Origin of the sequence: Pseudomonas sp. G1002, from assembly GCF_013385455.1 — a bacterium.
Lineage (GTDB): Bacteria > Pseudomonadota > Gammaproteobacteria > Pseudomonadales > Pseudomonadaceae > Aquipseudomonas.
Genome location: NZ_JACAPY010000027.1, coordinates 186826 through 210400 on the forward strand (window position 1 = coordinate 186826; position 23575 = coordinate 210400).

22 protein-coding genes and 1 riboswitch are annotated in these 23575 nt (G+C 61.2%); of the genes, 14 read left to right on the forward strand and 8 right to left on the reverse strand.

Annotated features, from left to right (window positions below):
* Positions 1-228 precede the first annotated feature (228 nt).
* The 4 genes from HX801_RS15070 (at position 229) to HX801_RS15085 (ending at position 4740) form a co-directional block, all read left to right on the forward strand.
* Positions 229-1224, forward strand: coding sequence for a metalloregulator ArsR/SmtB family transcription factor (locus HX801_RS15070; protein WP_003216864.1), 996 nt, complete (start codon positions 229-231; stop codon positions 1222-1224).
* A gap of 19 nt (positions 1225-1243) precedes the next feature.
* Positions 1244-2434 carry a methionine adenosyltransferase gene (gene metK, locus HX801_RS15075; RefSeq protein ID WP_003216863.1) on the forward strand — a complete coding sequence of 397 codons (1191 nt, stop codon included), beginning with the start codon at positions 1244-1246 and terminating at the stop codon, positions 2432-2434.
* Positions 2435-2577: 143 nt separating this feature from the next.
* Positions 2578-4263, forward strand: a complete 1686-nt coding sequence (ligB, locus tag HX801_RS15080; protein ID WP_256344262.1) for an NAD-dependent DNA ligase LigB — start codon at positions 2578-2580, stop codon at positions 4261-4263.
* Positions 4264-4344: 81 nt separating this feature from the next.
* The gene (locus HX801_RS15085) at positions 4345-4740 is read left to right on the forward strand and encodes a DUF1090 domain-containing protein (RefSeq protein WP_177022314.1); all 396 of its coding nucleotides are present in this window, start codon (positions 4345-4347) and stop codon (positions 4738-4740) included.
* Between the two features lie 7 nt (positions 4741-4747).
* Here HX801_RS15085 and HX801_RS15090 read toward each other — a convergent pair whose 3' ends face one another.
* Complete coding sequence (locus HX801_RS15090; protein ID WP_008434083.1) at positions 4748-5197, reverse strand: cytochrome c; 450 nt, start codon at positions 5195-5197, stop codon at positions 4748-4750.
* Between the two features lie 128 nt (positions 5198-5325).
* Between HX801_RS15090 and HX801_RS15095 the strand changes: the two genes are divergently transcribed.
* The gene (locus tag HX801_RS15095) at positions 5326-6495 is read left to right on the forward strand and encodes a murein transglycosylase A (protein ID WP_102370082.1); all 1170 of its coding nucleotides are present in this window, start codon (positions 5326-5328) and stop codon (positions 6493-6495) included.
* Positions 6496-6635: 140 nt separating this feature from the next.
* On the opposite strand, the gene HX801_RS15100 is transcribed toward HX801_RS15095, so the two are convergent.
* Both HX801_RS15100 and HX801_RS15105 read right to left on the reverse strand, forming a co-directional pair.
* On the reverse strand, positions 6636-7022 hold the full coding sequence (locus tag HX801_RS15100) for an MAPEG family protein (protein ID WP_003216858.1): 387 nt from the start codon (positions 7020-7022) through the stop codon (positions 6636-6638).
* A 31-nt stretch (positions 7023-7053) separates the two neighbouring features.
* Entirely contained in the window at positions 7054-7887 is an 834-nt protein-coding gene (locus HX801_RS15105; protein ID WP_177022315.1) for an EamA family transporter, read from the reverse strand.
* A gap of 155 nt (positions 7888-8042) precedes the next feature.
* Between HX801_RS15105 and HX801_RS15110 the strand changes: the two genes are divergently transcribed.
* Both HX801_RS15110 and HX801_RS15115 read left to right on the forward strand, forming a co-directional pair.
* A complete protein-coding gene (locus tag HX801_RS15110) occupies positions 8043-8183 on the forward strand; it encodes a hypothetical protein (RefSeq protein WP_177022316.1) in 141 nt (46 codons plus the stop codon).
* Between the two features lie 157 nt (positions 8184-8340).
* Positions 8341-9597, forward strand: a complete 1257-nt coding sequence (locus HX801_RS15115; protein WP_017476479.1) for a sodium:proton antiporter — start codon at positions 8341-8343, stop codon at positions 9595-9597.
* Between the two features lie 9 nt (positions 9598-9606).
* Here HX801_RS15115 and HX801_RS15120 read toward each other — a convergent pair whose 3' ends face one another.
* The 3 genes from HX801_RS15120 to HX801_RS15130 all read right to left on the reverse strand — a co-directional run bounded on the left by HX801_RS15120 (position 9607) and on the right by HX801_RS15130 (position 12903).
* Positions 9607-11469, reverse strand: coding sequence for a DUF3857 domain-containing transglutaminase family protein (locus HX801_RS15120; protein ID WP_177020230.1), 1863 nt, complete (start codon positions 11467-11469; stop codon positions 9607-9609).
* Positions 11470-11534: 65 nt separating this feature from the next.
* On the reverse strand, positions 11535-12422 hold the full coding sequence (locus tag HX801_RS15125; RefSeq protein ID WP_177022317.1) for a formate/nitrite transporter family protein: 888 nt from the start codon (positions 12420-12422) through the stop codon (positions 11535-11537).
* A 76-nt stretch (positions 12423-12498) separates the two neighbouring features.
* The gene (locus HX801_RS15130) at positions 12499-12903 is read right to left on the reverse strand and encodes an acyl-CoA thioesterase (protein WP_003216852.1); all 405 of its coding nucleotides are present in this window, start codon (positions 12901-12903) and stop codon (positions 12499-12501) included.
* Positions 12904-13101: 198 nt separating this feature from the next.
* A riboswitch (S-adenosyl-L-homocysteine riboswitch) is annotated at positions 13102-13207 on the forward strand.
* Positions 13208-13228: 21 nt separating this feature from the next.
* Between HX801_RS15130 and ahcY the strand changes: the two genes are divergently transcribed.
* The 5 genes from ahcY (at position 13229) to HX801_RS15155 (ending at position 19796) form a co-directional block, all read left to right on the forward strand.
* On the forward strand, positions 13229-14638 hold the full coding sequence (gene ahcY, locus HX801_RS15135; protein WP_003216850.1) for an adenosylhomocysteinase: 1410 nt from the start codon (positions 13229-13231) through the stop codon (positions 14636-14638).
* 174 nt (positions 14639-14812) lie between these two features.
* Complete coding sequence (gene metF, locus HX801_RS15140; RefSeq protein ID WP_008434100.1) at positions 14813-15658, forward strand: methylenetetrahydrofolate reductase [NAD(P)H]; 846 nt, start codon at positions 14813-14815, stop codon at positions 15656-15658.
* Between the two features lie 75 nt (positions 15659-15733).
* Positions 15734-16816, forward strand: a complete 1083-nt coding sequence (locus HX801_RS15145) for a hypothetical protein (protein ID WP_177022318.1) — start codon at positions 15734-15736, stop codon at positions 16814-16816.
* A gap of 70 nt (positions 16817-16886) precedes the next feature.
* On the forward strand, positions 16887-17690 hold the full coding sequence (locus tag HX801_RS15150) for an ABC transporter substrate-binding protein (protein WP_023659310.1): 804 nt from the start codon (positions 16887-16889) through the stop codon (positions 17688-17690).
* A 222-nt stretch (positions 17691-17912) separates the two neighbouring features.
* Positions 17913-19796, forward strand: a complete 1884-nt coding sequence (locus HX801_RS15155; protein WP_003216846.1) for a DEAD/DEAH box helicase — start codon at positions 17913-17915, stop codon at positions 19794-19796.
* A 69-nt stretch (positions 19797-19865) separates the two neighbouring features.
* Here HX801_RS15155 and HX801_RS15160 read toward each other — a convergent pair whose 3' ends face one another.
* Positions 19866-20462 (reverse strand): YceI family protein, encoded by a 597-nt coding sequence (locus HX801_RS15160; RefSeq protein ID WP_003216844.1) that lies wholly within the window; start codon positions 20460-20462, stop codon positions 19866-19868.
* Between the two features lie 32 nt (positions 20463-20494).
* Positions 20495-21046, reverse strand: coding sequence for a cytochrome b (locus HX801_RS15165; protein WP_003216842.1), 552 nt, complete (start codon positions 21044-21046; stop codon positions 20495-20497).
* 280 nt (positions 21047-21326) lie between these two features.
* Here HX801_RS15165 and HX801_RS15170 point away from each other — a divergent pair, with 280 nt between their 5' ends.
* Positions 21327-22733: an adenosylmethionine--8-amino-7-oxononanoate transaminase gene (locus HX801_RS15170; protein ID WP_003216840.1), complete on the forward strand. Its 1407-nt coding sequence runs from the start codon at positions 21327-21329 to the stop codon at positions 22731-22733.
* 86 nt (positions 22734-22819) lie between these two features.
* Positions 22820-23539 carry a 16S rRNA (uracil(1498)-N(3))-methyltransferase gene (locus tag HX801_RS15175; protein ID WP_087693231.1) on the forward strand — a complete coding sequence of 240 codons (720 nt, stop codon included), beginning with the start codon at positions 22820-22822 and terminating at the stop codon, positions 23537-23539.
* The last annotated feature ends 36 nt before the right edge of the window (positions 23540-23575 follow it).

Consider the following 23575-nt stretch of genomic DNA (forward strand, 5'->3'; position numbering starts at 1 on the left):
ATAAAAGAAACGGAAAAAAGGATCGGCATTTTCCCTCAGCCACGGCCCTCGGGGCAATGACAGATAGTCACTTGGGGGTGTTTTTCCTGCGGATTGACTGGAGAAACCGCCCCCCGCTTCGTCCATGGGTTATAGCGGCTGCTTATAACCACCGATTATCGACCAATATCAAAACTTTTTGATATTGCCCTTGCGGGGTTTTCCCACCGTCACTAGACTGCTGGCCTTATGAACCTGAGCGCACCTTCCATTCGACCCGACGACAGCGACGAGCTGGCAGCCCTGTGCAAGGCCGGTGGCGATCCGTTGCGCCTGAATGTGTTGCGCGCGCTGACCAACGATTCGTTCGGGGTGCTGGAGCTGGCGCAGATCTTCGCCATCGGCCAATCCGGCATGAGCCACCACTTGAAGGTACTGGCCCAGGCCGACCTGGTGGCGACCCGCCGCGAGGGCAATGCGATTTTTTACCGTCGCGCCCTGCCCCACACCGAGCAACTGGGCGGCAAGCTGCACGCCGCGCTGCTCGAAGAAATAGACAGCCTGGCGCTGCCGGCTGACGTGCAGTCGCGCATCAGCCAGGTGCACGGGCAACGTGCTGCCGCCAGCCAGGACTTTTTCTCACGGGTAGCCGAGAAGTTTCGCGCCCAGCAGGATCTGATCGCCGGCTTGGCGCAATACCGCGAAAGCGTGCTGGCACTTTTGGACAAGCTGAGCTTCAGTGATGAGGCTACGGCGGTTGAAGTGGGCCCGGGTGATGGCGGCTTCCTGCCGGAGCTGGCGCGGCGCTTTCATCAGGTCACGGCGCTGGACAACAGCCCGGCGATGCTGGAGCTGGCCCGCCAATTGTGTGAGCGCGAAGCGCTGGGCAATGTCCACCTGCAGTTGGCGGACGCCCTGAATGACACCAGCCTGCGGGCCGATTGCGTGGTGCTGAACATGGTCCTGCACCATTTCGCCGCCCCGGCAGACGCCCTCAGGCAGATGGCGAATTTGCTGCAACCAGGCGGCAGCCTGTTGGTCACGGATTTATGCAGCCACAACCAGAGTTGGGCCAGGGAAGCCTGCGGTGATCTCTGGCTGGGTTTTGAACAGGACGATCTGGCCCGTTGGGCCACCGCTGCGGGACTCGTTCCCGGGGAAAGCCTCTATGTAGGTTTACGTAATGGTTTCCAGATTCAGGTCCGCCATTTTCAGCGGCCGGCTGGCGACACTCACCATCGGTAAATATCAGGAAAACATCGAGATGAGCGAATACTCCCTTTTCACCTCCGAGTCCGTGTCTGAAGGGCATCCGGACAAAATCGCCGACCAGATCTCTGACGCGGTGCTGGACGCCATCATCGCTGAAGACAAGTTCGCCCGAGTGGCGTGCGAGACTCTGGTGAAAACGGGCGTGGCGATCATCGCCGGCGAAGTCACCACCTCTGCCTGGGTAGACCTGGAGCAGATCGTGCGTGATGTGATCATCGACATCGGCTACAACAGCTCCGACGTCGGCTTCGACGGTGCGACCTGCGGCGTGATGAACATCATCGGCAAGCAGTCCCCTGACATCAACCAGGGTGTCGACCGTGCCAAGCCTGAAGATCAGGGCGCCGGCGACCAGGGCCTGATGTTCGGCTATGCCAGCAACGAAACCGACGTGCTGATGCCGGCACCGATCACCTTCTCCCACCAGTTGGTGAAGCGCCAGGCCGAAGCCCGTAAATCCGGTGCATTGCCATGGCTGCGCCCGGACGCCAAGTCCCAGGTGACCTGCCGTTATGAAGGCGGCAAAGTCGTCGCCATCGACGCGGTGGTACTGTCGACCCAGCACAACCCGGACGTTTCCTACGCCGACCTGCGCGAAGGCGTCATGGAGCTGATCGTCAAGCACGTGCTGCCTGCCGAACTGCTGACCAAGGACACCCAGTTCCACATCAACCCGACCGGCCAGTTCATCATCGGTGGCCCGGTGGGCGACTGCGGCCTGACCGGTCGCAAGATCATCGTCGACAGCTACGGCGGCATGGCCCGTCACGGCGGTGGCGCGTTCTCCGGCAAGGATCCATCCAAGGTTGACCGTTCGGCGGCCTACGCCGGTCGTTACGTGGCCAAGAACATCGTGGCCGCCGGCCTGGCCGAGCGTTGCGAGATTCAGGTGTCCTACGCAATCGGTGTGGCCCAGCCTACGTCGATCTCGCTGAACACCTTCGGTACCGGCAAGATCAGCGACGACAAGATCGTCAAGCTGGTGCGTGAGATCTTCGACCTGCGTCCTTACGCAATCACCACCATGCTCGACCTGCTGCACCCGATGTACCAGGAAACTGCGGCCTACGGCCACTTCGGTCGTACCCCTGAGCAGAAGACTGTCGGCAACGACACGTTCACTACGTTCACCTGGGAAAAGACCGACCGTGCCAACGACCTGCGTACTGCCGCCGGCCTGTAATCGTCCTACGGTGTACACAAAGCCCCGGCGTTCTGTTCAAACGAGCAGAAACATCGGGTAAAAAGCCTCGCGGTTGCGGGGCTTTTTTATGCCCGCTGGGATGGCTTAGGCTGGGCGCCCTTTTCAGAGCAAGGATGCTCATGATGACGTCACTTATGCGCTGGCTGTTTTTCCTTTTACTCAGCTTCTCGCCACTCACTGCGTGGTCGCAGGGGTGCCCCGACTGGGAGGCCGATCACGCCCGGGCCCAGATCAGCACCCTGGCGCAACAAATCCGCTTGTGGGATGACAGCTACCACCGGCTCGGCCAGTCATTGATCAGCGATGAGCTGTATGACCAGGCCAGCCAGCGCCTTGCCCAATGGCGCAGGTGTTTCACTCCCTCCGCCCCAGTCACGGACGACCCGCTGGGCAGCGCGCGAGGCACGACCGCCCACCCGACGCCCCACACCGGCCTGGAAAAACTGCTGGACGATAACGCCGTGCAAACCTGGCTGGGGACTCGCCAGGACGTGTGGATCCAGCCCAAGGTCGATGGCGTCGCCGTCACGCTGGTTTACCGCAAGGGCCGGTTGAGCCGGGTCATCAGTCGCGGCGATGGCCGGCTGGGCCAGGATTGGTCAGCCTCCGCCCGCCGGATTCCGGGGATCGTGCAGCAACTGCCCGAGCCCGTTGACCTGCTGTTGCAGGGCGAACTCTATTGGCGACTGAATGACCATGTGCAAGCTGCCAAAGGTGGCCTCGGCGCCCGCGGCAAAGTGGCCGGGCTGATGAATCGCCGGCAGTTGAGCGACGCCGAGGCCGCCAATATCGGTCTGTTTGTCTGGGCCTGGCCCCAGGGCCCTGATGACTTTTCCGAGCGGCTGAGCCAACTGGCGCAATGGGGCTTCACCGACAGCGGGCGCTACAGCCACCCGATCAAGGACATTACCGAAGCGGCGCACTGGCGCAGCTATTGGTACAGCCACCCGCTGCCCTTCGCCAGCGACGGCGTGGTATTGCATCAAGGCCAGCGGGCCCCGGCCGAGCGCTGGCGGGTCAGCGCGCCCTACTGGGCGGTTGCCTGGAAGTACCCGGTGGCCAAGGCATTGGCCCATGTGCGCAAGGTGCACTTCAAGATTGGCCGCACCGGGCGCATCACCTCCATCCTGGAGTTGGAACCGGTACTGCTCGATGACCGGAAGATCAGCCGGGTCAGTGTCGGTTCCCTGAAACGCTGGCGGGAACTGGATATTCGTACTGGCGACCAGGTTTCCATCAGCCTCGCCGGGCACGTCATCCCACGCCTTGACCGCGTCATCCTGCGCAGCCAGCCACGGGCCGAGTTGCAGGTCCCGCAGGCCAGGGACTTCCACCCCTTGAGTTGCTGGCAACTGGCCCCGGGTTGCGAAGAACAGCTGCTCGCGCGCCTGACCTGGCTGAGCGGCGCCCAGGGCCTGGCCCTGCCACACATCGGCCGCGAAACCTGGAACACCTTGATCCAGGCCGGCCTGATCGACGGCCTGCTCGATTGGTTAACCCTGGATGAGGCAGAGCTTGCTAACATTGATGGCTTCGGCGAACGCAGCAGTGCGCGTTTACTCGACAGCTTGCGCAGCGCCCGGCAGCGACCGTTCGCGCAATGGCTGATGGCCCTGGGAGTACCGCCCACGGCCCGCAACAATCTACAAGGCGGCTGGCAAACCCTGGCCGCCAGAGACACTCAAGCCTGGCTGGCCGAAGACGGCATAGGCCCGGGTCGCGCGGCGCAACTGAGCGCCTTTTTTCGCGACCCGCAGGTGCTGGCCTTGAGTGAAACATTACGGGCTGCCGGGATAGATGGTTTTTGACCTCTGCCCGACGGCATTAACCGGTGCCGGCAGAATTCATCCTGCCCACCTGATTGCGACCTTATTTGCCTTGGAGCCTTTATGAAATTTCTTGCACCTTTTGCCCTGTTGACCGTCGCTACCCTTATGTCCGCGCCATTGCTGGCAGCCGAGGAAGCTGCGCCACTCACAGGCTGCGCCGCCAAGCGCGAGTCCATCAGCACCCAGATCGAACAAGCCAAGGCCCACGGCAACAGTGAGCAACAAGCCGGCCTGGAAAAAGCCTTGAGTGAAGTCACCGTCAACTGCACCGATGCCTCCTTGAAAAAGGAGCGGGAAAACAAGGTGCTCGACGCCAAGCACGAAGTCAGCCGCCGTCAGGCTGACCTCGACAAGGCCATGAAGAAGGGTGACTCCGACAAGATCAACAAGCGCAAGGACAAGCTGGCCCAGTCACGCAAGGACTTGCAGGAAGCCCTGGACGAACTGGACAAGTAAGACGGCCTCAGTGATCGCGGAACTGTTTATGGCACGCGGTGCAGGCATCTTCGACTTTCTGCACCGCCGGCCCGAGGTTGCTGGCCTTGTAGGGCTGGACCTGGCTGGCGATCACCAATTCACCGGTGGCCGTTTCAAGGTTTCGAGCCATTTCCTGGAAACGTGCCTGCTGCTGCCACACGTCGTCCTTGGCGCTGGTGTGGTCTTCTTCACGCACGCTCGGGAAATGTTTCCACGGTTCGTGGGACAACGCATCAAGCTTGACCGCGCCTTCGGCAAATTTGCCGCCGTCGAATGGAATGCGCCCACGCAACATGCCGCCCAGGTCTTCGCCGGTCTTGAGCATCTGCTTGAAAATGGCCTTGCGCTGGCCAAGGGGCGAATTCGGATCAACCCCGCCGCAGGCGGACAGTGTCAGGCAGGCCAGCAATACAACGGTCAGTCTTTTAAAAGTCATGATGGCTCAAGGTCACGGGAAACGGCGGCCAGTATCCTCGCCCCGCCCGCAAAGACCAATACCCCTATTAATAATAAGGGTTGCTCGAACGCCAGCCGATACGAGCAATCGCTTCAGGAATTTTGTGTATGAATACCCGTTTTAAGCCTTGGCGCCGCCTCGTGTGGGCCCTGCCAATGATCGCGCTGCTGGCCGGTTGCGACACCGGCAAGGACGAAAAAGCCAAGCCCCACGCCATTGCTACCTACGTCGGCGCCACCTGGGAAAACCTGCCGGCCGTGTCGGACAGCGACCTGCAAGCCGGCTTCGAATCCTGGCGCAGTGCCTGTCAACGCCTCAAGGCTGACCCGGTATGGGGCGCGACGTGCGCGGCATCGGCCACCGTGCCGTCGACCGCAGTGGCGATTCGTGACTTCCTCAAGGCCAACCTCGACGTCTACGGCCTGCGCTCGGCCGACAACAGCCCCAACGGCCTGATCACCGGCTACTACGAACCGGTTTACCCCGGCAGCCTCACCGAAACCGCCACCGCCCATGTACCGGTGTTCGGCGTGCCGGATGACCTGATCATCGTCAACCTGGAAAGCATCTACCCGGAGCTCAAGGGCAAGCGCCTGCGCGGTCGCCTGGAAGGCCGGGTACTCAAACCCTATGACGACGCCAGCACCATCAACCACCAAGGCTCCACCGCCAAGCCCATCGCCTGGCTGACCAACCCGATGGACCTGCAATTCCTGCAGATCCAGGGTTCAGGTCGTATCCAACTGGCCGACGGCCGCCAATTGCGGGTGGGTTACGGTGACCAGAACGGTTACCCGTACCGCCCCATCGGCCGCTGGCTGGTGGAGCAGGGCGAGCTGAAAAAAGAAGACGTGACCATGGGCGCCATCGCGGCCTGGGCCAAGGCGCATCCGCAGCGTATTCCTGAATTGCTGGCAAGCAACCCCAGCTACGTGTTCTTCAGTGCCCGCCCCGACAGCAACGAAGGCCCGCGTGGCTCGCTGAACGTGCCGCTGACTGCGGGGTATAGCGTTGCGGTGGATCGCAAGGTGATTCCACTGGGCAGCCTGTTATGGCTGTCGACTACCCGACCGGATGGTGCGCCGATTGCCCGCCCGGTGGCTGCGCAGGATACCGGTGGTGCAATTACCGGCGAAGTGCGGGCCGACCTGTTCTGGGGAACCGGTGATGCCGCTGGTGAGTTGGCGGGCAACATGAAGCAGCAGGGCCAGATCTGGATGCTGTGGCCCAAAGGCGCAGCGTTGCCAAAAGTGCCGGATGTGCCGACAGGCACCTGAAGAACACCACGGTCTATGTGAGAGCGGGCTTGTATGGGAGCGGGCTTGCTCGCGAATGCGGTGTGTCAGTCACCGGATGTATCGACTGATCCACCGCATTCGCGAGCAAGCCCGCTCCCACACTAGAACAGTGTCAGGCTTCAGATCGAGACGAAGAAGAAGCTCGCAATCAACGCCATCCCCACCGCCCACACCACCGACCGCAGCATCGCCCAGTCCGCCAGGTAGCAGATGATGTAGAGCAACCGGCTGGTAATAAACAGCACCGCCAATACGTTGATCGTCACCAGCGACGCAACGCCAGCCAGATGGGCAATGATCACCGCGGCCGCAAAGGCCGGGGTCACTTCGAAGCTGTTGAGTTGCGCACTGTGGGCGCGCTTGGCAAACCCCTCGAGGGTGTCGAGGAACGCCCGCGGGTCATGGTTCTGCCGGGGCCCGAACTTGCCGCCGCTGAACTTGGCCACGCCCGTGCACAGGTACGGCAGAAAAATTGCGATCAACACACACCAGAAAGCGACTGTCATAACCCATTCCTTTTTTAGTTTTATCCGACGGTTAGAGTTTCATCACGAACATGCCGATCAGCACCAACCCACAGGCTATGAGCCGTGGGCGGCCGAAAGGTTCTTTCAGGTAACGCATGCCGAACAGCACCACCAGGATCACACTGACTTCGCGCAGCGCGGCGGCTTCGGCAATCGAGCCCAACTGCATGGCCCAAAGCACCAGAGCGTAGCTCAACAACACGCACAACCCGACACTCAGCCCCAGCCGCCACTGCGTGCGCCAGAACAGCCCGAACGCCACCCGCTTGCGCAGCACCGCCAGCAACGGAAACGGCCATGCGCTTATCAGCGTCAGCCACACCAGGTAGTCCAGCGGGTGTGACCAACGGCGCAATGCCTGGCCATCGAGGAAGGTGTAGCAACCGATACACAGGCCGATCAACGCCACCACCGGCAGCATCGACCAGGGCAACCGGTCGCCACCGCCGCCCTGCCATAACAGGCACAGCATGCCGAACGGAATCAGCAGAATGCCGAGAATCTGCTGGGTACTGAGCACCTCACCGGCAAACACCAGCGTCAGCGCCAGCACCACCAAAGGCGACAAGCCGCGCATCAATGGGTACACCAGGCCCAGGTCACCCACGCGATAGGCCTGGATCAGCAGGTAGCGGTAGAGCAATTCAAACAACGCCGAGGCGATGATCCACGGCCAGATTTCCAGTGGCGGAAACGATACAAACCCCACCGCCAGCACCACAAACAGCAACGCCACCGTGTCCATGCACGCGATGACCAACAGGCGCTCGCCGCTGAATTTGATCAAGGTATTCCACGTCGCATGCAACAACGCCGCTACCAGTACCAGAGCTGTTGCAATCACGGTGACTCCCCAGTCATAAAAAGCGGAATTGATTCGCCATATTTCAGCACCTGTTTATACTAAAGCCGACCACGCCGCACTCAGTTGCGCAAAGACCTGGACCAATAATTTTTTGCCGCTGCCCGATCTTCGCCGATCCGGGCGTCGGCCTGCGTATGCCTGATCAGAGCGTCGCGATTACCGAAGGAGAACCTCACCGGCCGCTCGGTGCCTGGATCGGCGGGATGGTGGTGGCGGCACTTTTGTTCATCGACCTGCAACGTCGTCGCCCTGCTGCGGTCAACGTAGCCAACTGATAAATGTGTTCTGTGTGGGAGCTGTCGAGCTTTAGCGAGGCTGCGATACAGGCGCTGCGGTCTTGCAGCCTCACCCAGGTGATGCCATCGCAGCCTCGCTGGGGCTCGACAGCTCCCACATATGATCTCTACTCACTCCTCCATCCAAGGACCCCGGATGCTTGAACTTGTCGCTGCGTTTATTTGCCTCACCACCCTGCTCACCTATGTGAACTACCGCTTCATCGGCCTGCCGCCCACCATCGGTGTGATGGTCACGGCACTGATGTTTTCCCTGCTGCTGCAAGGCTTGAGCTTTATCGGCTACCCCGGCCTTGAAGAGCGCATCCAGCAGTTGATCGGCCAGATCGACTTCGGCGACCTGCTGATGAACTGGATGCTCTCGTTCCTGCTGTTCGCCGGCGCCTTGCACGTCAACCTGAGCGACCTGCGCAGCTACCGCTGGCCCATCGGCCTGCTTGCCACCTTCGGCGTATTGATTGCCACGGTGGTGATCGGCAGCCTGGCCTTCTACATCTTTGCCCTGTTCGGCTGGCACGTGAGTTTCCTGTACTGCCTGCTGTTCGGCGCGCTGATTTCCCCCACCGACCCGATCGCCGTGCTCGGTGTGCTGCGGACCGCCAATGCGTCGAAACCACTGAAAACCACCATCGTCGGCGAATCGCTGTTCAACGACGGCACGGCGGTGGTGGTGTTCACCGTGTTGCTGGGCATCGCGCAACTGGGCGAGACGCCTACGGTCGGCGCCACGGCCATGCTGTTTGCCCATGAGGCGATTGGCGGCGTGGTGTTCGGCGGGCTGATCGGCTACATCGTGTACCTGATGATCAAGAGCATCGAGCAGTATCAGATCGAAGTGATGCTGACCCTGGCCCTGGTGATCGGCGGCTCGGCGATGGCCACTGAACTGCACGTCTCGGCACCGATTGCGATGGTGGTGGCGGGCCTGATCATCGGCAACCTCGGCCGCAAGCTGGCGATGAACGACATGACCCGGCGCTACCTGGACGGTTTCTGGGAACTGCTCGATGACATGCTCAACGCCCTGCTGTTTGCGCTGATCGGCATGGAACTGCTGCTGTTGCCGTTCAACTGGCTGCACGTGTTGGCCGCCAGTTTGCTGGCCGTGGCAATCCTGTTGTCACGCCTGCTGACGGTGGCCCCGGCGATCCTGCTGCTGCGCCGCTGGCGCACGGTGCCCCGCGGCACCATCCGCATCCTCACCTGGGGTGGCTTGCGCGGCGGGGTTTCCGTGGCACTGGCCCTGGCCCTGCCACTGGGCCCGGAGCGTGACTTGCTGCTGAGTATCACCTACATCGTGGTGCTGTCTTCGATCCTGTTACAGGGCTTGAGCATCGGCAAGCTGGTCAAGCATGTGACCAAGGATGAGCCTGTTCCCGAGGCTCACCACTGAAGCTCACAGTCAAAGCGTTTGCACGATGATCTGGCTTTTCAGGTCATTGACCATAGCCTGGATCACCGGCTTCATCTGCGCGAAGAGCTCGGCGCTGCAAACCGCTTCCGGGTGGGCAAACCTGGCCGTGCGTGAAATCAGTACGGTGTTGCCCTCCCGGGAATAGGTGGCGCTGTACTCGAAGCCAGCGCCCTTGAACGAAACCGCCTTGGGCACCGCCAGAATATTGAGGGCCTTGGGAAACTCGAACCGGGCCGTCTCAGTGCTCTCTCCAGAAATGCAGATGAAGGCCTGCGCCCGCTCTTTTTCCACAGCAAGGGCAGATACGTTCTGGGCAATCCCTCCGCCCAGGCTACTCAGCGCCGGCACACCTATCGGGCCCGGCACATTCACCAGGTTATCCGTGCGCCCCACCATCACGGCATTGAAGCTTGGGGCGTCGCTGTCCAAGGGGTCGGTTTGCAGCGTGCCGCTGCCTGCCTGGCCATAACCGTGCAGGATTTTCTGGATCATCAAGTCACGGTCCGCCGGTTTCATCGACTTAATCGAGGTCCGGGCAAACTCCGCGCGCCAACCGTCCAGGCGCTTAGCCTGGGTGAAGTCTGCAGCGCCACTGGCGTCCACCTTGAATACCAGCTCACTGAACTCTTTGCCCGGCTGAGTCGCCGGCGTGCGGCCGATCTCGCCGGTACGCGTCAACAACACCGGTTTATCCAGGTCGAGGTTGGGCAGGTAACCGGCGGCCGTGCCAGTCGCGGTTGAATCCAGGTACAGGTCCAGGCCAGGGATATAGGTGATTGCGTGGTTGATCGGGCTGACCGCCGCAACCTTGGGCAAGGTGTAGGCACTGCCGTAGCTGATCAGCGCCGGGGAGCTTTCAATGGCGACGGCCTTGAGCAACGCTTCAAGCAGGGCCACATGGTCCTTGCAGTCACCATAGCGGTTGTCCAGCACCGACTGCGCAGCGTGGGGAACCACCCCGCCGGCATCGATGTACACCGCCACATACCGGATGTTCCGGCGTACCCAGTTACTCAATACCAAAGCCTTGGCCCGAGGTGTTGGCAAGTCGACCGTGAGTTGCTTGGCCAGCGTGCTGATCGCCGGGGTCACTTCGACGGTGGCCCGGGCATCGTAGGCTTTGGCCAATGCCTGATAGCTGGGGAACGTCGAGACCGCCAGACGCTGGCCGTAATCCACGTACGCCACCGCGCCTTGCTCGGGACGGGACTTTTCAGCCGGCACGTAATCCCAGCGATACACCTTGCGCCCGGGCGCCGCCGCCGGCGTAGATGCACTGAAGCCTTTGGCATCGACGTACAGCGGCTTATCCACCGGCAGATCGTAGGTCAGGCTGAACTGCTCCATCGGATTACGGCTTGGCGTTGCGAAGTCAATAAATTCGCCGGGGAACAACGGGGTCTTGCGCACTCGTTGAAAACGCAGGATCAAGCGATCACCCACCGCCACCTCGGGGAATATCACCACCTTGACCCGGGAGTCCTGGAACATCGGTGCGTCGGCGGAAGCCCGCTCCTGCTGCTCCTTGATCTGCTCGGCACTCACCGGCACTTTGCGCCCGTCAGGCTTGTGGGTGAACGCCTCGACAATCTCAAGCGTATCCAGGGAACGGTTGTAGCTCACCGGCTGCTGCGCCTGGGACCGAATGCCACGCTCTTCGTTGATGCGCACCACTGACTCGTAGTCCTGCACATAACTGCCGTCGGCGTTGATCACGAATGACTGAGCCATTTTCTCGACGGTCACGGAGTGGTCTGCACCATCATCCGTGGCCTGCGCAGAACCCAACACACCTGATACCAGCAGCAGCCCCAATAGCCTGCGCCATGGGAAAAGAGGGGAAGCCCGCATAAAGATCCTTCTTGATGAATGAAAAGCCGCGCCGCGACTTTGCCATTCATTTATGACGAATCGGCTTACGGTTCCTTGTTGATCTGCTGCGGATGCCTCGGGTCCGCAGCGGCTTTGCCCGGCAGGCTGCTTTCGCTGCGAATCTGCGCATGGCTGATCAGCGCAAAGATAAAGCTGCCGCCGATGATATTGCCCGCCAGCGTCGGCCCGGCGAACACCAGCCAGAAGTCTTTCCACGGCAGCTCGCCGGCGAATACCAGGTACGACACTTCCGCCGAGCCCACCACGATGTGGGTGAAGTCTCCCAGTGCCATCAGGTAGGTGATCAGGATGATGATCCAGATTTTGGCGCTTTCCATGGAGGGGATCATCCACACCATGGTGGCGATCATCCAGCCCGACACGATGCCCTTGGCGAACATCTGGTAGGCGTCGTTTTCCATGACCTTGCGCCCGATTTCCAGGAAGGCCAGGTCGGTCTTGGTGTCAAAGATCGGCAAGTGCAGCATCACGTACGCCACCAGCAAGGTGCCGCACAGGTTGCCCACCAGCACCACGGCCCATAAACGCAGCAGGCGTGCGAAATTCTTCAGCGTGGGTTTGCTCATCACCGGCAACACCGCGGTCAGGGTGTTTTCGGTGAATAACTGCTGACGGGCGAGGATCACGGCAAGAAAGCCGGCGCAGTAACCAAAACTGGCGATCACCTTGAACTCTTCGCCATCCGGCAGGCGCGAGTTGAGCAAGCCCATGCCCATCAGTGACAGGCCCATGGTCAGGCCGGCGGCCAGCGCCGACCACCACAACGCGGCGACGTTGCGCTCCAGTTCCTGATCGCCTTGAGTGCGGATGATTTCATGCAGAACCGCCGCGCGAGGCGGCTGGTTCTTGTCGACGTCGTGCTGCTCTTCCTGCGACAGATTGGGGGTCTTGCCGTCTTCTTGCGTGGCCATGGTGATACCTGAACGGGGGGCGATGTTCAGGTACGACCTATGGTTGATCAAGAGCGTTCACTGGCCCTGCGCAGGATTACTCGCCGAGGCCTTCCGACTGGAACTGATCCTTCACGTACTTGATCTCGGTACGGCCGTGGGGCGCCGGCAGACCGTCTTCACCCAGGTTCACGAAGACCATTTTTTCCACCGTCAGAATGCTCTTGCGCGTGATCTTGTTGCGCACTTCACAGGTCAGGGTGATGGAGGTGCGACCGAACTCGGTGGCGGTGATGCCCAGTTCGATGATGTCGCCCTGGCGCGAGGCGCTGACGAAGTTGATTTCGGAGATGTACTTGGTCACCACCCGCTGGTTGCCCAACTGGACAATCGCGTAGATGGCCGCTTCTTCGTCGATCCAGCGCAGCAGGCTGCCACCGAACAGGGTGCCGTTGGGGTTGAGGTCTTCGGGTTTTACCCATTTGCGAGTGTGGAAGTTCATGTTCACTCCAAAGCGTGTTGCGAAATGATGGGCAACATCATGGCAGAGGCCGGGCCCAAGCTCTATGAGCCATTGCCTATCAACCCCATGAGCGATCTTCATGCCGCCGACAGAAAGGCTTTAGAAGTCAGGCGCAGGCGGCTATAATCGCCTCCGCTTCAAAACGGTCATCTTCGATTGATACCGTTCTCCCGCCACCTGTCCGAGGGGCGCTGCAGCAGGCTCGACCTGTCAGGCTCGGATGGGGCGTTGTCCGGCCTGGTTAGCCAGCTGGATACTAAACGCACAACGGCGCCCATTCGCACACTACGAATGGAGGCTCTTCATGAGCGCTGTAATCACGCCTGCAGGTTTTACCGACTACAAAGTCGCCGACATGTCCCTCGCTGCCTGGGGCCGTCGCGAAACCTTTATCGCCGAATCCGAAATGCCAGCCCTGATGGGCCTGCGTCGCAAGTACGCCGCTGAGCAGCCGCTCAAGGGCGCGAAGATTCTCGGCTGCATCCACATGACCATTCAGACTGCCGTGCTGATCGAAACCCTGGTTGCCCTGGGTGCCGAAGTACGCTGGTCGTCCTGCAACATTTTCTCGACTCAAGACCAGGCCGCTGCCGCTATCGCTGCTGCCGGTATCGCCGTGTTCGCCTGGAAAGGCGAAACCGAAGAAGAGTACGAGTGGTGCCTGGAGCAAACCATCCTCAAGGATGGCAAGCCATGGGATGCCAACATGATCCTCGACGACGGCGGCGACCTGACCGAACTGCTGCACAAGAAGTACCCGCAGATCCTCGACCGCGTCCACGGCGTGACCGAAGAAACCACCACCGGCGTACACCGCCTGCTGGACATGCTGGCCAAGGGCGAGCTGAAAATCCCGGCCATCAACGTCAACGACTCGGTGACCAAGAGCAAGAACGACAACAAGTACGGCTGCCGTCACAGCCTGAACGATGCGATCAAGCGCGGCACCGACCACCTGTTGTCCGGCAAGCAAGCGCTGGTGATCGGCTACGGTGACGTGGGCAAGGGTTCGTCCCAGTCCCTGCGTCAGGAAGGCATGATCGTTAAAGTCTCCGAAGTCGACCCGATCTGCGCCATGCAAGCCTGCATGGACGGTTTCGAAGTGGTTTCGCCGTTCATCAACGGCCAGAACGACGGCACCGAAGCCAGCATCGACAAGGCTCTGCTGGGCAAGATCGACCTGATCGTGACCACCACCGGCAACGTGAACGTGTGCGACTCGAACATGCTCAAGGCCCTGAAAAAGCGCGCCGTGGTGTGCAACATCGGTCACTTCGACAACGAAATCGACACCGCTTTCATGCGCAAGAACTGGGCATGGGAAGAAGTGAAGCCACAGGTACACAAGGTTCACCGTACCGGTGCTGGCGATTTCGACCCGCAGAACGATGACTACCTGATCCTGCTGGCCGAAGGCCGTCTGGTCAACCTGGGCAACGCCACTGGCCACCCAAGCCGCATCATGGATGGCTCGTTCGCCAACCAGGTACTGGCGCAGATCTTCCTGTTCGGCCAGAAATACGCCGACCTGTCGCCCGCCCAGAAAGCCGAGCGCCTGACCGTGGAAGTACTGCCGAAGAAACTCGACGAAGAAGTGGCCCTGGAAATGGTCCGCGGCTTCGGCGGCGTAGTGACTCAACTGACCAAGACCCAGGCCGACTACATCGGCGTGACGGTCGAAGGCCCGTTCAAGCCGCACGCTTACCGCTACTGATTTGCCTGCTGCCTGCTCCCCATGTGGGGGCAGGCTTTTGTGGGAGCGGGCTTGCTCGCGAAGGCGGTGTGTCAGTCGACTTATCTACTACTGACATACCGCCTTCGCGAGCAAGCCCGCTCCCACATTGACGGTGTGCACCTTCTGGCTTTATGAGTTTCCATAGGTATGACCATGTCCCAAGACCGTCGCTACAGCTTCGAGTTCTTCCCGACCAAGACCGATGCTGGGCATGAAAAACTGATGGCAACTGCCAAGCAGTTGGCCAGCTACCACCCCGATTTCTTCTCCTGCACCTACGGTGCCGGTGGCTCCACCCGCGATCGCACGATCAACACCGTGCTGCAGCTGGAAAGCCAAGTCAAAGTACCTGCAGCTCCGCATTTGTCCTGCGTGGGCGACAGCAAGGCCGACCTGCGCAGCCTGCTGACCCAATACAAGCAAGCCGGCATCAAGCGCATCGTCGCCCTGCGCGGTGACCTGCCGTCCGGCATGGGCATGGCCAGCGGCGAGCTGCGCTACGCCAATGACCTGGTGAGCTTCATTCGCGAAGAAACCGGCGATCACTTCCACATCGAAGTGGCCGCTTATCCGGAGATGCACCCCCAGGCGCGCAATTTCGAAGACGATCTGCAGAATTTCGTGCGCAAGGCCAACGCCGGCGCCAACAGCGCGATCACCCAGTACTTCTTCAACGCAGAGAGCTACTTCTACTTCGTTGAGCGTGTACAAGCGATGGGCGTGAACATCCCGATCGTGCCGGGCATCATGCCGATCACCAACTACAGCAAACTGGCGCGCTTCTCTGACGCCTGCGGCGCGGAAATCCCACGCTGGATTCGTAAACAACTGGAAGCCTACGGCGACGACGTCAAGAGCATCCAGGCGTTCGGCGAACAGGTCATCAGCGAAATGTGTGAACAATTGTTGCAAGGTGGCGCGCCAGGGTTGCACTTCTATACCCTGAACCAGGCTGAGCCAAGCCTCGCTGTCTGGAACAACCTGAAGCTGCCACGCTAAGGTCTGTTCCGAAATGCAAAGGCCCTCATAATGAGGGCCTTTGCCGTTCTAAACGCCCACGGAATTCTGCAGTCCATGAATACATCCGCCCCGACGTCCCGCCCGCAACTGGTCTACCTGGTGTTCGGCGCAGAGACTTACCATCAGGAAGCGGTATTCAGCATCGCCAGCGCCCTGTCGTTCCTGCGGGACGAGCCGGACACAGGCATCGACATCCAGGTCTTCACCGACAACCCCGAGCCCTACCGCCTGCTGCCAGTACGGGTACGCCCGCTGGACGAAGCCACGCGCAAACGCTGGAGCGAGCCTCACGGCTACCACTTTCGCACCAAGCACGTAGTGCTGCGACAAGTGTTGCAAGAATCCGAAGTGGCGCTGCTGATCGACACCGACACGTTTTTCCACCATTCGCCCCTGGCGCTGTTTGAACGCGTGCAGCCGGGCACCCTGCTGTGCAACGCCTTCTACACCAAATACGGCGACAACCACGAAAGCATTCTGTACAGCGCCCTGTACCAGCGCCTGCTGGACATGGGCGTGGCCGACGATGACATGATGACCCTCAATTCAGGGGTCATGGGCCTGACGCAGCAGGACGCGCACATCCTCGACCGCTCGATCGAGTTGATGGACGAACTGTTTCCCCATGCCCAGGGCGCCTACACCCTGGAAGAGTTCTGCCTGTCCATTGCCGCCTATCGCACCCTCAACGTGCGCGAATGCCCGGACCTGATCCACCACTACTGGAGCCGCAAGCAGCTGTTCCGGGCCAAGGTCAAGGCGTGGATCGCCAAGCATGGGGCAAACCCCACCAGCGCCACGGCCCTGGATGACACGCGCCAGGTTTCCGCCCACCTGCCCCGCCCGCCTCGTCTGCAACGCTTGATGTACAAGCTGATCACCCTGGCACTGCCCAAGCACCAACAGCAGTTCATCCGGGAAATCCTCTACGGCTGCTATGAACATGAAAACGAGTTCGACCAGGCGTGTGGCCCGGTTTGGTGGGACAAGGCCCGACAAAACCAGGAAGAGCGCCAGGGCCGACCGGTGGATGCCCATCTGCTGGAGCACTGGTTTGACAATCCCGTGGTGCGGCTGATTCTCGGCGAGCGGCGCGAGGCGATCTACGAACACCTGATCAAATCTCCGGGCAAGTAAACCTGGCGGGCGCCCGCAGATCACTGTGCCAGAGCTTCTCTTTAGCCCGATACAGTCGTAATCTCAGGGTATGCCTGTCACTTTCCGGTTATTGACTGCTGTTCTTTTCGCTTGCCTGAGCCTCGGTGCCCATGGCGAGAAACTGCGCATTGTCACCGAGCCCTGGGCGCCTTACGTCTACGACGACAACGGCACCATGCGCGGGCTCGACTACGAGACCACGGTGATCGTGTTCCAGCGCCTGGGCATCGATGTGGATTGGCAATTCCTGCCCTGGAAGCGCTGCCTGGCGATGCTCGACCAGGGCCAGGCCGACGGCGCACTGGATATTTTCCATAGCCATGAACGCGACGCGGTGCTGCTGTACCCCAGCGAGCCGCTGTCCGAGGTGGAGTTCGTGCTGTTCTACGCCAATCAGCGCCCACACCCGTTCCAGACCTTCGACGACCTGCGCGGCCTGACCATCGGCACCTCGCCAGGCTACCTCTATGGCGCCGAATTCAGCGAGTCCACCCTCTTCAAGCAGGAGCCGGCCGCCAGCCATGAGGCCAACTTCGGCAAACTGGCCCTTGGCCGGATCGACCTGGTGATCACGGACCGTCGGGTTGGCCAGCATGTACTCAAGGCCCTTGGACTTGAGGACCAGGTCACCCAGGCACCCCAGGTAGTCAGCAGCCAGCCACAGTTCCTGGCCGTGCGCCGCGGTGCCGGCATGGATTTGCTGGTGCAACGCTTCGCCGCCGAACTCAAACGCTTCAAGCAAGAGCCTGCCTACGCGGCCTTGAGCGCCAAATATGCAGGCAGCAGCCCGCAAACCAGCGCATCAGCCCTGCCCGTACGCACCGTTGAGCAGCAGGAAAGCAGCGCAGAGTGATTGCTCTGTTATACTCCGGCCTTTCCGCCAGGCTTACGCCCGGACGCTTCGGTCTTGCAAAAGGCACCCGACCCCGCTACAGCGCAGCTTTCAAGCCCGCGCGAGCCGTCTGAGTGCCCGCCAGCCCCAGCAGGACCGGACGGGATTGCGTTCATCTAAACGCCATTCACGCCAGGCAAGACTATCCCTCTGGGCCAAGCCCTAACTAAAACAGGATTACTCATGTCCTTTGCTTCCCTCGGTCTCTCCGAGGCTTTAGTCCGCGCCATCGAGGCAGCGGGCTATACCGAGCCTACTCCGGTGCAACAGCGGGCCATTCCCGCCGTGTTGCAAGGCCGCGACCTGATGGTTGCGGCTCAGACAGGTACTGGTAAAACCGGCGGCTTCGCCCTTCCGATCCTGGAGCGGTTGTTCCCCAACGGTCACCCGGACAAATCCCAGCGTCATGGCCCGCGCCAACCGCGCGTACTGGTCCTGACCCCTACCCGCGAACTCGCCGCCCAAGTGCATGACAGCTTCAAGCTGTATGCCCGCGACTTGAAGTTCGTCAGCGCCTGCATCTTCGGCGGCGTCGGCATGAACCCACAGGTTCAGGCCATGTCCCGCGGTGTCGACGTACTGGTTGCATGCCCGGGTCGCTTGCTCGACCTGTGCGGCCAAGGCAGCGTCGATTTGTCCCACGTGGAAATCCTCGTGCTGGACGAAGCCGACCGCATGCTCGACATGGGCTTTGTCCATGACGTGAAAAAGGTCCTCGCGCGCCTGCCGGCCAAACGCCAGAACCTGCTGTTCTCGGCCACGTTCTCCAACGACATCACCGCGTTGGCGGGCAAGTTGTTGCACAACCCCGAGCGCATTGAAGTCACGCCGCCGAACACCACGGTCGAGCGTATCGAGCAGCGCGTATTCCGCCTGCCGGCCGCCCACAAGCGTTCGCTGCTGGCCCACCTGATCACCGCCGGCGCGTGGGAACAGGTGCTGGTGTTCACCCGCACCAAGCACGGCGCCAACCGCCTGGCCGAGTACCTGGACAAGCACGGCCTCACCGCCGTCGCGATCCACGGCAACAAGAGCCAGAACGCCCGCACCAAAGCCCTGGCCGACTTCAAGGCCGGTGAAGTGCGCATCCTGGTCGCCACCGACATCGCCGCTCGCGGCCTGGACATCGACCAACTGCCCCACGTGGTCAACTTCGAGCTGCCAAACGTCGACGAAGACTACGTGCACCGTATCGGCCGTACTGGCCGGGCCGGTCGTTCGGGCGAGGCCATTTCCCTGGTCGCACCGGACGAAGAAAAGCTGCTGAAAAGCATCGAGCGCATGACCAAGCAGAAAATCGCCGACGGCGACCTGATGGGCTTCGACTCCAGCGCCGTTGAGGCCGAGAAGCCTGAAGTGCGCGAACGTCCGGACGTGCGCAACCCGCGCAACAACCCACGCGGTCCGAAGGGCGATGGCCCGAACGGCGGCGGCGGTGGTGGCGGTCGTAAAGACAAGGGCAAGGACAAGGGCGGCAAGGACAAGGCTGCGACCAATGGCCGTGGCGAACGCCCGGCCCGTGAGCAAAAGCCCCGTGAAGGCACCCCGGCCCGCGAACAGCGCCAGCCGAGCCAGCCGCCACGTGCTGCTGCCGACCGTGCTCCGGACGAGTTCCTGGACGACGACGTGGACAACTTCGGTAACCGCGTTGACTACGTGCCCCAGGCCAAGCCGGCCCAGGGCCGTGGTCGTCGTCCGGGCGCTCCAGCCCAGGGCGCAGGCGCAGGTACTCCGCGTACCGGCGGGCAGCCGCAAGGTCGCCAGAACGGTCCGCGCAGCAGCAACGGCGCCACCACCGGCACCCCGCCTGCCAAGCGCAGCGGCCCGCGCAACGGTGCACCGCGTGACGGCCAGGCCCGTCGCGAAGAGTCGCGCAACCGTCGCCCGGCGCGTGATGATCAACCTCGTCTGTCGGAGCCAGCGGTGCAAAACCCGCGCGGCGGCCCGGCACCGAAGATCATCCACAAAGAGTCGAAAAGCGATCGCACGCTGACACCTGAGCAGTTGGATCAACTGCCGGGCCGTCCACGTGGTGAAAAACCGGCGTTGCTGACCCGCAACCGCTGAGTTTTCAAAGCGCCATAAAAAATGCCCCGGATCGCGAGATCCGGGGCATTTTTGTGTGGCCGGCGAAAATTACTTCGCTTTCACACCTTCAAACGTCACGTACAGCTCAACGTTGTTGGACGCTGGACCCAGGTCCATCTGCTTGCCGAAGTCCTGGCGATTGAAGGAGGTAGTACCTTCAAAGCCGGCACGGTAGCCGCCCCATGGATCCTTGCCTTCACCCAGGAAGGTCGCCTTGACGACGATCGGCTTGGTCACGCCGTGAAAGGTCAGGTCGCCGGTCACGTCAGCAGTGACTTGGCCAGCGGCATTCTTGCCAGTGGTCTTGACGCTGGTGGAGACGAACTTGGCATCGGCAAACTTGCCAACGTCCAGGAAGTCTTTGCTGGCGATGTGCTTGTCACGTTCGGCGTGGTTGGTGAACACGCTGGCGGTGCGGACGTTGAACTCAATCTTGCTGTCTTCAGGCTTGGCAGCATCGAAGCTGAACTTGCCGTCCAGGTCCTTGAAGGTACCGGTGATGAAGCTGTAGCCCAAGTGGCTGATCTTGAAGTCAACGAAGGCGTGCTGGCCTTCCTTGTCGACAACGTAGTCAGCTGCCATCGCCTGACCGGCAGTCAGCAGGGCAGAACCGATGGCCAGAGCGGCGAGAGTCTTTTTCAACATGCTTTCTATTCCTTGTGAGTCGAGGTTGAACATCAGGCTTTGCGCCCCAGCATACGAACCAGGGTCACATCACGATCAATGAAATGGTGTTTCAGCGCGGCCACGCCATGCAGGCCGGCGAACACCACCAATACCCAGGCCAGGTACAAATGCACCACGCCTGCAGTGTCTGCCTGGTCCGGTAGCCCGGAAACCAGCGCAGGAATCTCAAACAAGCCAAACACCGGGATCCCGACACCGTCTGCGGTGGAAATCAGGTAACCGGCAATCATCACGGCAAACAGCCCGAGATACAGGAACGCGTGGCCAAACGCAGCCCCCAGACGCGTCATGCGGCTATAGCTGGCAAGCGGTGGCGGCGGCGGGCTGACCAGGCGCCAGACGATCCGCACGAGCATGATGGCGAACAGCGTAATGCCGATGCTCTTGTGCAGGTCCGGGGCGTCTTTGCGCCAGGCACTGTAGTAGTCGAGACCGACCATCCACAGGCCCAATGCGAACAGACCGAACACCACCAGGGCCACGCCCCAGTGCAAAACGATGCTGACCCAGCCATAGCGGGCCGGTGAATTACGTAGTTGCATGTCCCAAATCCCGTAAGAGCTGTGGCAAGACTATCGATTTACCTATCGAATTAAAGCGGAAAATTTCGCTTTGAAATATCGAGAAATACGATCAAGAGCGTATGCAGAGTAAGTTAACAAGAGATTAAGGACTATCCAGAAGAAACGTGACGGACTGTCCTGCGTTTACCACCAATTTACGCTTCAGACTCGCAATGGGTTGTGACACAGGCCTGCATTGCATAGGCTTGCGCGATTGTTTCGCCCGCGCACGTCGCGAGCCGCTTCGAGGAGAATGAACATGGGTTTGAATAACCAGTGGATGCAACGCGACCTTGCGGTGCTGTGGCATCCCTGCACCCAGATGAAAGACCACCAGCAACTGCCGCTGATCCCGATCAAGCGCGGTGAAGGCATCTGGCTGGAAGACTTCGAAGGCAAACGCTACCTCGACGCCGTCAGTTCCTGGTGGGTCAACGTGTTTGGCCACGCCAACCCGCGCATCAACCAGCGCATCAAGGACCAGGTCGACCAGCTGGAACACGTGATCCTCGCCGGCTTCAGCCACCAGCCGGTGATCGAGCTGTCCGAGCGCCTGGTGAAGATGACCCCCGAAGGCCTGACCCGCTGCTTCTACGCCGACAACGGCTCGTCGTGCATCGAAGTCGCGCTGAAGATGAGCTTTCACTATTGGCTCAACCGCGGCCTGCCGAACAAAAAGCGCTTTGTCACCCTGACCAACAGCTACCACGGCGAAACCATCGCCGCGATGTCGGTGGGCGATGTGCCGCTGTTCACCGAGACCTATAAAGCCCTGCTGCTGGACACCATCAAGGTGCCGAGCCCCGACTGCTACCTGCGCCCCGACGGCATGAGCTGGGAAGAACATTCCCGGAACATGTTCCTGGCCATGGAGCAGACCCTGGCCGAAAACCACGACACCGTGGCCGCCGTGATCGTCGAGCCGCTGATCCAGGGCGCTGGCGGCATGCGCATGTACCACCCGGTGTACCTCAAGCTGCTGCGCGAAGCCTGCGACCGTTATGGCGTGCACCTGATCCACGACGAAATCGCCGTGGGCTTTGGCCGCACCGGTACGATGTTCGCCTGTGAACAGGCCGGCATCCGCCCGGACTTCCTGTGCCTGTCCAAGGCCCTGACCGGCGGCTACCTGCCGCTCGCCGCGGTGGTCACCACCGACGATGTGTACGACGCCTTCTACGACGACTACCCGACCCTGCGGGCCTTCCTGCACTCCCACAGCTACACCGGTAACCCGCTGGCCTGTGCGGCGGCCCTGGCGACCCTGGATATCTTCGAAGAAGACAACGTCATCGAAAACAACAAGGCCCTGGCCCAGCGCATGGCGACCGCCACCGCGCACCTGGTGGACCACCCGCACGTCTCGGAAGTGCGCCAGACCGGCATGGTGCTGGCCATCGAGATGGTGCAGGACAAGGCCACCAAGACCGCCTACCCGTGGCAGGAACGCCGTGGCCTGAAGGTGTTCGAGCATGCGCTGGAGCGAGGCGCTCTGCTGCGGCCGTTGGGCAGCGTGGTGTACTTCCTGCCGCCGTATGTGATCACCCCGGAGCAGATCGACTTCCTGGCTGAAGTGGCCAGCGAAGGGATCGACATTGCCACCAACAGCAAGGTCAGCGTGGCGGTGCCCAAGGATTTCCACCCGGGGTTTCGTGATCCGGGCTGATTGAGTTGATCGTTCCCACGCTCCGCGTGGGAATGCAGCCATGGACGCTCCGCGTCCGCCCTGCACACTATTTCCAGAGAACAGAAATGAGACTGTCCCGCTTTTTTGTCGACGCCCCCCTGAGCCTTGGCGACCACGAGTTGCCGGAAGCCCAGGCGCACTACATCAGCCGCGTATTGCGCATGAGCGAAGGCGACCCCGTGCAGTTGTTCGACGGTTCCGGCCAGGAGTTTCGCGCCAGCTTGCTGGAAGTCGGCAAAAAACGCGTGGTGGTGCAAGTCACCGAAACCTTCGCCGGGCAGGTCGAGTCGCCGTTGCAGATTCACCTCGGCCAGGGCCTGTCCCGTGGCGAGCGGATGGACTGGGCGATCCAGAAAGCCACCGAGCTTGGGGTGAATGAAATCACCCCGATCTTCAGCGACCGCTGCGAAGTGCGCCTCAAGGACGAACGCGCCGACAAACGCCTGCAGCACTGGCGCCAGGTGGCGATCAGCGCGTGCGAGCAGTGCGGTCGCTCGCGAGTGCCGGTGATTCACCCACCGCTGTTGCTGGCGGATTGGTTGAAACAGGCCGAAGCGGATTTGAAGCTGGTGCTGCACCCGGTGGCCGAGCCCCTGGTGAGCCACGCCAAGCCTGGGAGCCTGGCCTTCCTGATCGGGCCGGAGGGTGGATTGACTGATGGGGAAGTCGAGACGGCACAAGGTGCGGGTTTTCATGCCGCACGGCTGGGCCCACGGGTGCTGCGTACCGAAACTGCGCCAGTCGTGGCGCTGGCCGTAGCCCAACAACTCTGGGGCGACTTCTAAACCCGTTTTGCAAACCCAATCAAATGTGGGAGCGGG

Excerpts from the sequence above, each read along its gene's own strand:
- HX801_RS15125 (WP_177022317.1), bottom strand. The coding sequence starts at position 12,422 with ATGGCCACGCAAGAAGACGGCAAGACCCCCAATCTGTCGCAGGAAGAG.
- HX801_RS15170 (WP_003216840.1), top strand. The coding sequence starts at position 21,327 with ATGGGTTTGAATAACCAGTGGATGCAACGCGACCTTGCGGTGCTGTGG.
- HX801_RS15175 (WP_087693231.1), top strand. The coding sequence starts at position 22,820 with ATGAGACTGTCCCGCTTTTTTGTCGACGCCCCCCTGAGCCTTGGCGAC.
- HX801_RS15145 (WP_177022318.1), top strand. The coding sequence starts at position 15,734 with ATGAATACATCCGCCCCGACGTCCCGCCCGCAACTGGTCTACCTGGTG.
- ligB (WP_256344262.1), top strand. The coding sequence starts at position 2,578 with ATGACGTCACTTATGCGCTGGCTGTTTTTCCTTTTACTCAGCTTCTCG.
- HX801_RS15155 (WP_003216846.1), top strand. The coding sequence starts at position 17,913 with ATGTCCTTTGCTTCCCTCGGTCTCTCCGAGGCTTTAGTCCGCGCCATC.
- HX801_RS15085 (WP_177022314.1), top strand. The coding sequence starts at position 4,345 with ATGAAATTTCTTGCACCTTTTGCCCTGTTGACCGTCGCTACCCTTATG.
- metK (WP_003216863.1), top strand. The coding sequence starts at position 1,244 with ATGAGCGAATACTCCCTTTTCACCTCCGAGTCCGTGTCTGAAGGGCAT.
- HX801_RS15150 (WP_023659310.1), top strand. The coding sequence starts at position 16,887 with ATGCCTGTCACTTTCCGGTTATTGACTGCTGTTCTTTTCGCTTGCCTG.
- HX801_RS15095 (WP_102370082.1), top strand. The coding sequence starts at position 5,326 with ATGAATACCCGTTTTAAGCCTTGGCGCCGCCTCGTGTGGGCCCTGCCA.
- HX801_RS15130 (WP_003216852.1), bottom strand. The coding sequence starts at position 12,903 with ATGAACTTCCACACTCGCAAATGGGTAAAACCCGAAGACCTCAACCCC.
- metF (WP_008434100.1), top strand. The coding sequence starts at position 14,813 with ATGTCCCAAGACCGTCGCTACAGCTTCGAGTTCTTCCCGACCAAGACC.
- HX801_RS15070 (WP_003216864.1), top strand. The coding sequence starts at position 229 with ATGAACCTGAGCGCACCTTCCATTCGACCCGACGACAGCGACGAGCTG.
- ahcY (WP_003216850.1), top strand. The coding sequence starts at position 13,229 with ATGAGCGCTGTAATCACGCCTGCAGGTTTTACCGACTACAAAGTCGCC.
- HX801_RS15100 (WP_003216858.1), bottom strand. The coding sequence starts at position 7,022 with ATGACAGTCGCTTTCTGGTGTGTGTTGATCGCAATTTTTCTGCCGTAC.
- HX801_RS15165 (WP_003216842.1), bottom strand. The coding sequence starts at position 21,046 with ATGCAACTACGTAATTCACCGGCCCGCTATGGCTGGGTCAGCATCGTT.
- HX801_RS15115 (WP_017476479.1), top strand. The coding sequence starts at position 8,341 with ATGCTTGAACTTGTCGCTGCGTTTATTTGCCTCACCACCCTGCTCACC.
- HX801_RS15120 (WP_177020230.1), bottom strand. The coding sequence starts at position 11,469 with ATGCGGGCTTCCCCTCTTTTCCCATGGCGCAGGCTATTGGGGCTGCTG.
- HX801_RS15090 (WP_008434083.1), bottom strand. The coding sequence starts at position 5,197 with ATGACTTTTAAAAGACTGACCGTTGTATTGCTGGCCTGCCTGACACTG.
- HX801_RS15110 (WP_177022316.1), top strand. The coding sequence starts at position 8,043 with ATGCCTGATCAGAGCGTCGCGATTACCGAAGGAGAACCTCACCGGCCG.
- HX801_RS15160 (WP_003216844.1), bottom strand. The coding sequence starts at position 20,462 with ATGTTGAAAAAGACTCTCGCCGCTCTGGCCATCGGTTCTGCCCTGCTG.